General features: G+C 61.9%; 7 protein-coding genes. All 7 read right to left on the bottom strand.

The annotated features are described in order from the left end of the window. Positions 1 to 173 precede the first annotated feature (173 nt). The gene (locus QOM10_RS12610) at positions 174 to 1283 is read right to left on the bottom strand and encodes a substrate-binding domain-containing protein (protein ID WP_095049840.1); all 1110 of its coding nucleotides are present in this window, start codon (positions 1281 to 1283) and stop codon (positions 174 to 176) included. A 488-nt stretch (positions 1284 to 1771) separates the two neighbouring features. Next, positions 1772 to 2983, bottom strand: a complete 1212-nt coding sequence (gspF, locus tag QOM10_RS12605; RefSeq protein WP_180697982.1) for a type II secretion system inner membrane protein GspF — start codon at positions 2981 to 2983, stop codon at positions 1772 to 1774. Beyond that, positions 2983 to 4389 (bottom strand): type II secretion system ATPase GspE, encoded by a 1407-nt coding sequence (gene gspE, locus QOM10_RS12600; protein ID WP_316918185.1) that lies wholly within the window; start codon positions 4387 to 4389, stop codon positions 2983 to 2985. Before gspE ends, gspF begins: the two co-directional genes overlap by 1 nt. Next, positions 4386 to 6761: a type II secretion system secretin GspD gene (gene gspD, locus QOM10_RS12595; RefSeq protein WP_316918184.1), complete on the bottom strand. Its 2376-nt coding sequence runs from the start codon at positions 6759 to 6761 to the stop codon at positions 4386 to 4388. The genes gspE and gspD overlap by 4 nt, the downstream gene beginning before the upstream one ends. Further along, positions 6758 to 7306: a type II secretion system protein GspM gene (gene gspM / locus QOM10_RS12590; protein WP_316918183.1), complete on the bottom strand. Its 549-nt coding sequence runs from the start codon at positions 7304 to 7306 to the stop codon at positions 6758 to 6760. The genes gspD and gspM overlap by 4 nt, the downstream gene beginning before the upstream one ends. After that, on the bottom strand, positions 7299 to 8477 hold the full coding sequence (gene gspL / locus QOM10_RS12585; RefSeq protein ID WP_316918182.1) for a type II secretion system protein GspL: 1179 nt from the start codon (positions 8475 to 8477) through the stop codon (positions 7299 to 7301). The genes gspM and gspL overlap by 8 nt, the downstream gene beginning before the upstream one ends. Next, on the bottom strand, positions 8474 to 9433 hold the full coding sequence (gspK, locus tag QOM10_RS12580; protein WP_316918181.1) for a type II secretion system minor pseudopilin GspK: 960 nt from the start codon (positions 9431 to 9433) through the stop codon (positions 8474 to 8476). Before gspK ends, gspL begins: the two co-directional genes overlap by 4 nt. Positions 9434 to 9439: the final 6 nt, after the last annotated feature.

Genomic DNA, 9439 nt, shown 5'->3' with positions numbered 1-9439 from the left:
GATTGCCACACGAAGCTGCAGGCCAGCAAAAACCTGCTGTTACGACATAGGCTGTTGGCGAGGGCCACGACCGAACGGATGTCACACAAACTTCATGATTGAGGTGTAAATCGGCCAAAAAAAATGGCAGCAGCCCTAAGGCTGCTGCCATTTCATTGTGCGTGTAGCAGGACTTACAAAGGACGACCCACGCCGTTGCAGACGCTGGCGTTGTTGATGTCCAGGTTGTTGCCGGAGGAGTTGGTGATGAAGTTGGCGGTCACAGCGTTTTTCCAGTTGGTTGGAACCGGAATGAAGCCGTGGGCAGCGGTAGCAACAGCGTTGCCTGGAGTGCTGTAGTGCTGGGTCAGGAAGGCCTTCACGTCAGCGGCAACAGCGGCGTCCTTGTAGCACTGGCCGAAGATGAAGTTGGTGTAGGCCGCCATGGCATAGCCGGTCCCTGGGTTGGCTACGACCGGTACCCACTGCGCCGGGTTGGATGGAGTGGCTGGCAGAGCAGCCGATGACAGGGCAGCGTTGACGTTGGCGCTGGTAGGCTGAACACCGTTGATGCGCGCCACTACGGCGTTGCTCGACGCGTTCACACCGTCCGGACCGACATAACCGATCGAACCGTTTACAGCGTTCACGGCGGTAGCGACGTCAGCCGTGTTGACCACACCTACCCAGTTGCCCGGCAGCGGAGAGCCACCCAGACGAGCGCTGGTAAAGGTAGTGTTGACGGCGAACTGGCCAGGGCACACCGAGTTCAGGTGACGAGTGAGAATTTCAGTGGTGCCGCTGGAAGCCGTGCGATAGACCACGCGGATCAGGGTCGGGTCGGTTTTGGCGTCGTTGTTGAGCAGTTCACCCCAAGTGGTCTTGGCACCGGACAAGGCGTCGCACAGTTGCGCGCTGGTCAGGTTGAGGGTGGTGTTGCCAGTCTTTTTGTAAGGGATCGCTACCGAGGTGGCAACCGATGGCAACTGAATCAGCGGGCCGTAGGAAGTACCGAAGTTGGCGGTGTAGTTGCTGAGTTCCGTAGCGTTGAGAATCGAATCGCTGGCAGCGAAGTGCACAGTGCCGGTGGTGCCGAATTGCGAAGCGGTGTTGGAGAGGAAAGCACTTTTGCCGATGCCGCTACCGGTTACGGCGTAGCTGAAGTTGGCAGGCAGGATGCTGTTGGCAGAACCTTTGTACAGAGCGGCAGGCAGTGAAGCGCCACCACCGGTTACGGCCATGGCCTGGGCGGATGCCAGAGCGGCGACGGTCAGTGAGGCTGCGATCAGAGTGCGCTTGAACATGAAGAATCTCCTTTTCAACTAGGTTTGGGAACACAGGTTTTCGGGTGACTTGCATGACACTGGGAGGACTCACCGGGGCCCTCGCTAGCGTTGGCCTTGGTTAAGTCGCACTGAGAAATTCGCAGTTTCCGGTGACAGATAAAGGAAAAAACCTCGGGAGCTGTGAGGTGTTTCCGAAGGGATTTTCTCGGGTGTTTGTCGGGTGTCGTGCAGCGTCTGGATCGGGGGTTTGGCGGAATCGGGCTGGAGGCGTTGGCGGGTGGTTGCAGATGACAGAAAGGAGAACCCGAGGATGGGGGAAACATGGCTCGGGTGATGGAGAATCTTTTGCAAAAACTTTGAGTTATCTATTGGCCTGACTGGCCCCTTCGCGAGCAAGCTCGCTCCCACAGGGATTGATGTTGTTAATGCAATTGACTTCACACCACAGAACACTGTGGGAGCGAGCTTGCTCGCGAAGGGGCCCGATCAGACACCATCAAAACCGGCTACTGGACCAGTTGATTGATCTCAATGATCGGCAACAACACCGCCATCACAATAACAAGCACCACCCCGCCCATCACCACAATCATCAGCGGCTCCAGCAGCGCGGTCATGCCCATCGCCCGCCGCTCGATATCACGCGACAGGGTCTGCGCTGCACGCTCGAGCATCGGTGGCAGTGAACCGGTTTTCTCGCCACTGGCGATCAAGTGAATCAGCACCGGCGGAAACACATTCTCCACGCGCAACGCAGCCGCCAGGTTCACACCCTCACGCACCTTGGCCGTGGCCTCAGTGACGCTCAAACTCAAGCGATCATTGGACAAGGTCTGCCGCGCCGCTTCCAGCGCACGCAACAACGGCACCCCGGCGCCGCCGAGAATCGCCAGGGTCGAGGCAAAACGCGCGGTGTTCAGGCCCAAGATGAAACGCCCAAATAACGGCAACTTCAGCACCCGATGATGCCAACTCAAACGCGCCGCCGGATTGCGTAAATACAGGCGCCAGCTCCAAAACGCGCCGGCCATGATCGCGGCGCACAGCCAGCCCCAACTGCGGATGAAATCACTGGCGTTGAGCATCGCCAACGTCAACCCCGGCAAGTCCTGCCGCGCTTGGGAAAACGCGCTGACCACCTGCGGCACCACGTAACTGAGCAGAAAAATCACAATGCCGATCGACACCAGCCCGACCACGCCCGGATAGATGAACGCGGTGAGAATCTTGCCGCGCAGGTTGTTGCGCTCTTCGATGTAATCCGCCAGCCGCTCCATCACTTGCGCCAGATCGCCGGATTCTTCACCCGCCGCAATCAGCGCACGATAGATCTCCGGAAAGTCCCGTGGCCGCGCCGCCAGCGATTCCGCCAGACGCATGCCGCTGCGCACATCCGCACGCACAGCGCTGAGCGTATGGGCGATGTGTTTTTTCTCAGCCTGCTCGACCGTGGCACTCAGCGCCGCTTCCAACGGTAGACTCGCGCCCAACAGACTCGCCAGTTGCCGCGTGGCCCAGGCCAGATCGTTGTCGGAGAGTTTGGCGCTGAACAGTCCGCCACCGCCGTGCTGAGCGACGTTGCTTTCCTTGTGCACCGACAGTGCGGTCAAACCGCGCCCGCGTAATGTTGTGAACGCAGCAGCCTGGCTGTCCGCCTCAAGGTGCCCGGATTCGATCTTGCCGGTGGCATCGGCGGCTTCAAAACGATAGCGATTCATCAGGCGTCCCGTGTCACACGGAGGATTTCTTCAGGGGCGGTGGCGCCGCTGCGAATCCAGCGCTCACCGTCCTCGCGCAGGCTGAACATCCCGGCTTTCGCGGCGGATGCGCGCAAGGCCTGCTCCCCTGCCCCTTGGTGAATCAGGGTACGGATGTCGTCATCAATGCAAAACAATTCGTGGATGCCGGTGCGGCCGCTGTAGCCGGTTTGATTGCAGTTTGCGCAACCGACCGGGCGCCAGGTGCCGGGCGCGGTGGGGTCTTCTTCCTTGCAGTGATTGCACAACCGCCTCACCAGTCGCTGCGCCAAAACCCCGAGCATTGACGACGCCAGCAGAAACGGTTCGACGCCCATGTCGATCAAGCGGTTGACCGCCGACACCGCGTCATTGGTATGCAAGGTTGCCAACACCAAATGCCCGGTCAGCGACGCCTGCACGGCAATTTGCGCAGTTTCGAGATCGCGGATTTCGCCGATCATGATGATGTCCGGGTCTTGGCGCAGGATCGCTCGCAACGCCAAAGCAAAAGTCATGTCGATCTTGGCGTTGACCTGAATCTGGCTGATCCCCGGTAGGTCATATTCCACCGGATCCTCGACGGTGAGAATGTTGCTGGTGCTCGCATCGAGCCGTGCCAGTGCGGCGTAGAGGCTGGTGGTTTTGCCGCTGCCGGTTGGCCCGGTGACCAAAACGATGCCGTGGGGCTGGCGGATCAGGTGATCGAGTTTGGCCAGCACCTGCGCGTCCATGCCGAGGGTTTCCAGATGCAGACGCCCGGCCTGTTTGTCGAGCAGACGCATCACCACGCGTTCGCCGTGGCCAGTGGGCACGGTTGAAACACGAATATCGATCGGCCGCCCGGCCACGCGCAAGGCGATGCGACCATCCTGCGGCAGGCGTTTTTCGGCGATGTCGAGCTGCGCCATGATCTTGATCCGCGACACCAGCGCACCGTGTAACGCCTTGCGCGGCGAGACCACATCGCGCAGCGTGCCGTCGACGCGATAGCGCACCACTGAATGGGTTTCGAAGGGCTCGATATGAATGTCGCTGGCCTCATCGCGCGCGGCCTGGGTGAGCAAGGCGTTGATCATGCGAATCACCGGCGCGCCGTCCTGAGTGTCGAGCAGGTCGGTGATTTCCGGCATGTCCTGCATCAGCCGATCGAGATCAACTTCGTTTTCCGCAGCCCCAACCACCGCCGCTGCACTACCAGTGTCGGCATAAGCGGCGGCTAGCAAGCCATCCAGCTCATCATCGCGCACCCGCTGAATCGTGGTCGCACCAAACTGACGCCGCGCCTCGCTGATCGACCAGCCCGGCGTCGACGGGCACACCGTCAGCACGCCATCGCACAACAGAATGCGCTGCGCCTTGGCCCAGGCGTAAGGCAATGCACTCATTGGATCGGCACCGCTTTGATCGTCGCGCGAGGCCCTGAGGCGGGCATAACCGCCGGCACCCCCTGCTGCGCCGTCGGCAACTGCGGCGCTTGCATGTCCGGCATCGCCCAGCTGCGCTCAGGCTGCAAACCGCCCTGCGCACGGCGCATGAAGTCGTAGCGGTTGAGGGTGATGCTGCGCCCCGCTTCGCTGTCGCGGATGATGTAAGGGCGCAGGAACACCATCAGATTGGTCTTGGTGATCGCCCGGCGTTCGTTGCGAAACAGTGCGCCAATCCCCGGCAGGCTGCCCAGCCATGGCACCGCGTCGTTACTCTGGCTGTAGCCGTCCTGCAGCAACCCACCGAGCACCATGATCTGCCCGTCATCAAGGAGGATGCTGGTATCGATCGCGCGTTTGTTGGTGACAATCCCCGCCGATGTCGAACTGGCCGAAGCCCGCTCATCAATGCTGCTGACTTCCTGATAGATATCGAGCTTGACCGTACCGCCCTCGGAAATTTGCGGGCGCACATTGAGCTTCAAACCGACCTCTTCGCGGGTCACGGTCTGGAACGGGTTATTGCTGGTGCCCCCGCCGCCAGTGACGTAGCTGCCGCTGACAAACGGAATGGTCTGGCCCACAAAAATACTCGCCGCTTCGTTGTCGAGGGTCAGCAGATTCGGCGTCGACAACACGTTGGTGCCGCCCTTGCTCTTCAAGGCCCGGGCCAGCACTTTCAGGTCGAGAATCTTGCCGATACCGGGGATGTCGACGGTGCCGTTGACGTAGCCCAGGTTCAAACCCTGCGGCAGCACGTCGATGCTGGTCTTGCCGTTAGTGTTGATCCCCGAACCACCCAGATTCGCCCCGCCGATCACGCCGTTGCCGCCAAGATTGCCTGTCTGCCATTGCACGCCAAACTCGCTGGCATCGTCCTCACCGACTTCGACGATCAGGCTCTCGATCACCACTTGCGCGCGGCGCTGGTCGAGCAGATCGATCACCTCGCGCAGGTTGCGATACAACGGCTCCGGCGCGGAAATCAGCAAAGTGTTGGTGGTGGCGTCAGCCTGAATGGTCACGCCGCCGGCACTGAAGGCGACGTTCTGTTCGCTGCTTTGCGCGCCGCCGCTACCGGTTGCGCCGCCACTGCTGCCCTGCACGTAACTGCCACCCGTGCTGCCGCTGCTGTTGGTGGTCGAGGTGCTGCCGCTACTTTGCGTGCCGCTCTGGCCATTCTGCCCAGCGCTGCCACCGGTGCTGCCGCCCATCGCACTGAGCACCGAACGCGCGCTGTCACTGGTGCCGCTGTCACTCTCACCCGTGAGCAAACCGCGCAAGGCCTGCGCCAGTTTCGCCGCCTGCGCGTTACGCAGATAAACCACGTGCAAATTGCTCGGATTGCTCTGCGCGTTATCCAGTTTGTAGATCAGGTTGCGCGCCAACTCGGTACGCTCCGGGCTGCCGGCGCGGATGATGATGGTGTTGGAACGCGGATCACCAATCACGGCGATTTTCTGCGTCGGATCATTGCCCGGCGCATCGAGCAGATCCGCCACCATCGGCGCAATGTCAGCGGCAATGCCGTTCTGAATCTGCACCACATCCGTGTCGATCGCACTCGGCGAATCAATGCTCGCAATCAACTGCGCGACGCGCGTCAGGTTCTCAGAGTAATCAGTGATGACGATGGTGTTGTTGCCCGGATAGGCGTTGATCGGATTGTTCGGCGAAACGATCGGGCGCAGCACCGGAATCAGGTTCACCGCATTCTCGTATTGCAGCCGAAACGTGCGGGTGAGCATCCCGTTGCCGGCTGGTTTGTCGGCACTGTAAATCGGCCCACCAAGCAACTTCGCATCCGCCTCCGGCACCACCTGCGCCACGCCACCAACATCCACCACACTGAAACCCTGCATACGCAACGCCGCCAGCAACATATCGTAAGCCTGCCGCGCCGGCACCTGACCTTCCGAGACCAGCGTCAACGTGCCCTTCACCCGAGGATCGACCAAAAACTGCTGCCCGGTGGAACGCGACAGAGCCCGCACCACCGCTTGAATATCGGCGTCGACAAAATTCAGCGTCACCGGTTGATCACCCAAAGGATTACTCGGCAACTCAATGCCCGACGCCGCCGCACCACTGCGCGCACTCTTGCTGATGTTGTGCAATTGCTTCGGCGCCGGTCGCGCCTGCGCCTGCGCGCGCTCGCGGTCGAGCACCGCGTCGCCGCTGCGCTGGGTGTTGGCCAGAGGTCGACCGAGTTCACTGTCGACCAGCAACGGCGGCTGATTCTGCGGCGTGGTGCTGGTGTTGCTGCATGCGCTCAACGCCATCAGCAGCATCGGCAACGCCAGACGTGCCGGTTTGGATCCTGACCCCTTCATGAAGCTTCCTTAGCGCCCAGCGCCTGATCCATGCGAACGGTGCCTGACAAAGTGCCGGCGGTGACTTCGGTCGAGGGGTTGTCCGCGCGTTGCAAACGGGCCTCGACCACTTGCAGAGAAAGTTGTGCCGGGTTGCTCAACAGCCAGTCGAGCACGGCGTCGGCCGGCGCGGCGTCGAAGGTCAACTGCCAAGAACCCGCCTCCCCGGATTGCAATTGATAGTGCCCGCCGAGGCCGCTGGCCTGCAGGGTCTGCTCCAGCGACTGCGCCACGCTTTGCCCGTCCGGGCGCACGCTGACTTCGCGCAGCAGCACTTCCAGCGCCTCGGTCTGCGCGCGCAGCTTTGGCGTCTCGGTTTGCCAATAAGCGATTTTCTTCAGCGGCGGCTGGATCAGCGCGACCCACAGCAACAGGCCGATCAGCGCAACGGCCATGCCACCGACCATACGTTTTTCGCGCAGGGCCAACGGCTGCCAACGCGCCTGCACCTGAGCGTTGAAGCGTTGCCACTTGGCGCGGTACAGCGCGAGCGAGGCCTTATTCATCTTCTTCTGCTCCGCCGCTGTCATCGCTGTCGCTTGGGGTGGCCTCAGTGGCCGGACGCAAGGTCCAACCTTCATCATCTGCCGCAACGCTGATGCCGGCCTGGGCCAAGGTGCTTTGCCACTCCTGATCATTGCCGCCGCGACGGGCCTCACTCAGCAGACTCAGTTGCAAGACGCCGTCGACAAATGTCAGCCGCTCGACACTGCCAGCCATCGACGGCATGCCGCTGCCGGCCTGCAACACCAGACGATTGAACGTCTGCGCGGGATCATCCGCCGCGCCCTTCTGCCGCGCCGCCAGTTGCTGACGGGCCTGTTGCAACGGGTTGAGGATTACCGGCAACTCGGGGAAGGCCTGCTTTACCCGCAGGTTCATCTGGGTTTTCAGTTGCTGGCCCTGCCCGGCCTCGCGAGCGGCATACAGGTTCAAACCGATCACCCACACCGCCACGGCCAACGCAGACAAACCAATGGCTCGGCCCCAACCGCGATGCTCGGTTTTTTGTTGCTGGACCGCGCCATGCAGCCCCCAACCCGGAAGCGGCCCGGTCCAGCGCTGCGCATCACTCATCGGCAATTCGGCGCCCGGCGGCGGTTGATCCCCGATCCAGTGAAGAGTCGCACCCGGTTCCCAAACAACACCGTCAAGGCCGTCATCAAACAACGGCTGCACCCGCGCCGCTTGCACACTGTCGCGCAACAACAAATGCCCGTCCTGCACGCACGCGACGGTGCCGGGCAACACCGGCAAACTGTAAGGCGCCGGGTAGAGTCCGCGCAGGTTCAGCCCAGCGCTTTTGAGCAACTGGCCAAAACGCAATAAGTGCTGCCGAGGCGCCCAGGCGATCTGCACCTGACCGGCCTCGTCCCGCGCGCTGTGCGCGATGTGCATCTCGCTGCTGTCACCCAGCATCAACGCCTGCGCCGCACACTGCACCGCCGCGACAATCTTGTTCGCAGGCAACGGCGGTAAATCGAGACTCGCCAACAGGCTGTCAGCCGGGTGCAGAAAACACACCAGCGGCGGCAGTTTCGACTGCTGGCTCAACTGGCTCAGACTGTGGCGTTCTTCCCGCGTGACCTGGCCCTGACGATCCAGCCAGGCGCAGTGCAATTGACTGTGCAGCTCCAGTTCCGCCAAGGGCGGCAACGCCACTTTCAACTGGCTCATACGCCCACCCGCGACCAAATCACCTGCGGCAAGCGGTCCTGGCTGCGATGCAACAACGCCTCAAGACTGACCCGCCGCTGATCGCGCCGCGCCTCGCCGCGCAGGCGAAACCAGTCACTGGTGATGCCGACCTTGACGCTGGTCAGCTCCAGTTGCGGCATGCGCAAGCGGTTGACGAAATCGCCACGGTTGATAAACCAGCGCCCGGCATCGCGCTCGGCGATCAGCGCATTCGCGCGCTCCAGCGACAGCCCCGGCACATACGCGGCCAAAACCGGAGCAGCGGCTGTGTTGCCATTGAGCCAAGTCGTCGCGGGGATCACCGTCAGGTACGGCGCCAGTTTGCCGATCAACGCCTCATTAACACCGTCGACACTGCGCAAATCATCGATGCTGCGCAGCATCGGCAGCGTCGGCTTCTGCGGTTTGTGTGAAGCGTTAGGCGAGGTCGCGCGACCACTGTCGAAACCGCTTTTCGGCGCCTCGGCCATTTGCGGATTCAGCAGTCGCGGGTACGAAGCAATCACCCGTTGACTGATGCGCTGACTCAACCCGGCACTGACCCCGATCAACTCGCACAAGCGCTGAAAAGCCGCGACCTGCGCCTCATCCACCCGCTCGTTGGCCACCAGATTACGCAGGTTGAACTTGCCCTGCTCATCCTCCAGTCGGCCTTCAAAACCCTGCGCGGAGAGACGCTGCGCCCACGGCTGATCGAGCCGGGTCAACGGATCGCGCTGACGTGCATCCCAGAGCAACTGACGGCTGATCTCCAACCCGCCCTGCCCCAGCCAACGCCCCTGCACACGCTGCTGATCCGCCTCCAGCGCACGGGTCGACACGCTCTGGCGCGTCAACATGCCCGCCGCAATCACCGCCACCACGGCCGCAATCAACAACGCGCTGATAATCGCCATGCCCTGTTGCTTCGCCCCCTCAGGCGAGCGGCTGTTCATGGCCGG

This window comes from Pseudomonas sp. P108 (assembly GCF_032613195.1).
Taxonomy (GTDB): Bacteria; Pseudomonadota; Gammaproteobacteria; order Pseudomonadales; family Pseudomonadaceae; genus Aquipseudomonas.
The sequence above is the reverse complement of the archived record's forward strand: the minus strand, read 5'-3'. Positions and strand labels throughout refer to the sequence as shown.

Coding starts and splice junctions, on each gene's coding strand:
- gspL (WP_316918182.1), bottom strand. CDS start 8,477: ATGAGCCAGTTGAAAGTGGCGTTGCCGCCCTTGGCGGAACTGGAGCTG.
- gspM (WP_316918183.1), bottom strand. CDS start 7,306: ATGAATAAGGCCTCGCTCGCGCTGTACCGCGCCAAGTGGCAACGCTTC.
- gspF (WP_180697982.1), bottom strand. CDS start 2,983: ATGAATCGCTATCGTTTTGAAGCCGCCGATGCCACCGGCAAGATCGAA.
- QOM10_RS12610 (WP_095049840.1), bottom strand. CDS start 1,283: ATGTTCAAGCGCACTCTGATCGCAGCCTCACTGACCGTCGCCGCTCTG.
- gspD (WP_316918184.1), bottom strand. CDS start 6,761: ATGAAGGGGTCAGGATCCAAACCGGCACGTCTGGCGTTGCCGATGCTG.
- gspE (WP_316918185.1), bottom strand. CDS start 4,389: ATGAGTGCATTGCCTTACGCCTGGGCCAAGGCGCAGCGCATTCTGTTG.
- gspK (WP_316918181.1), bottom strand. CDS start 9,433: ATGAACAGCCGCTCGCCTGAGGGGGCGAAGCAACAGGGCATGGCGATT.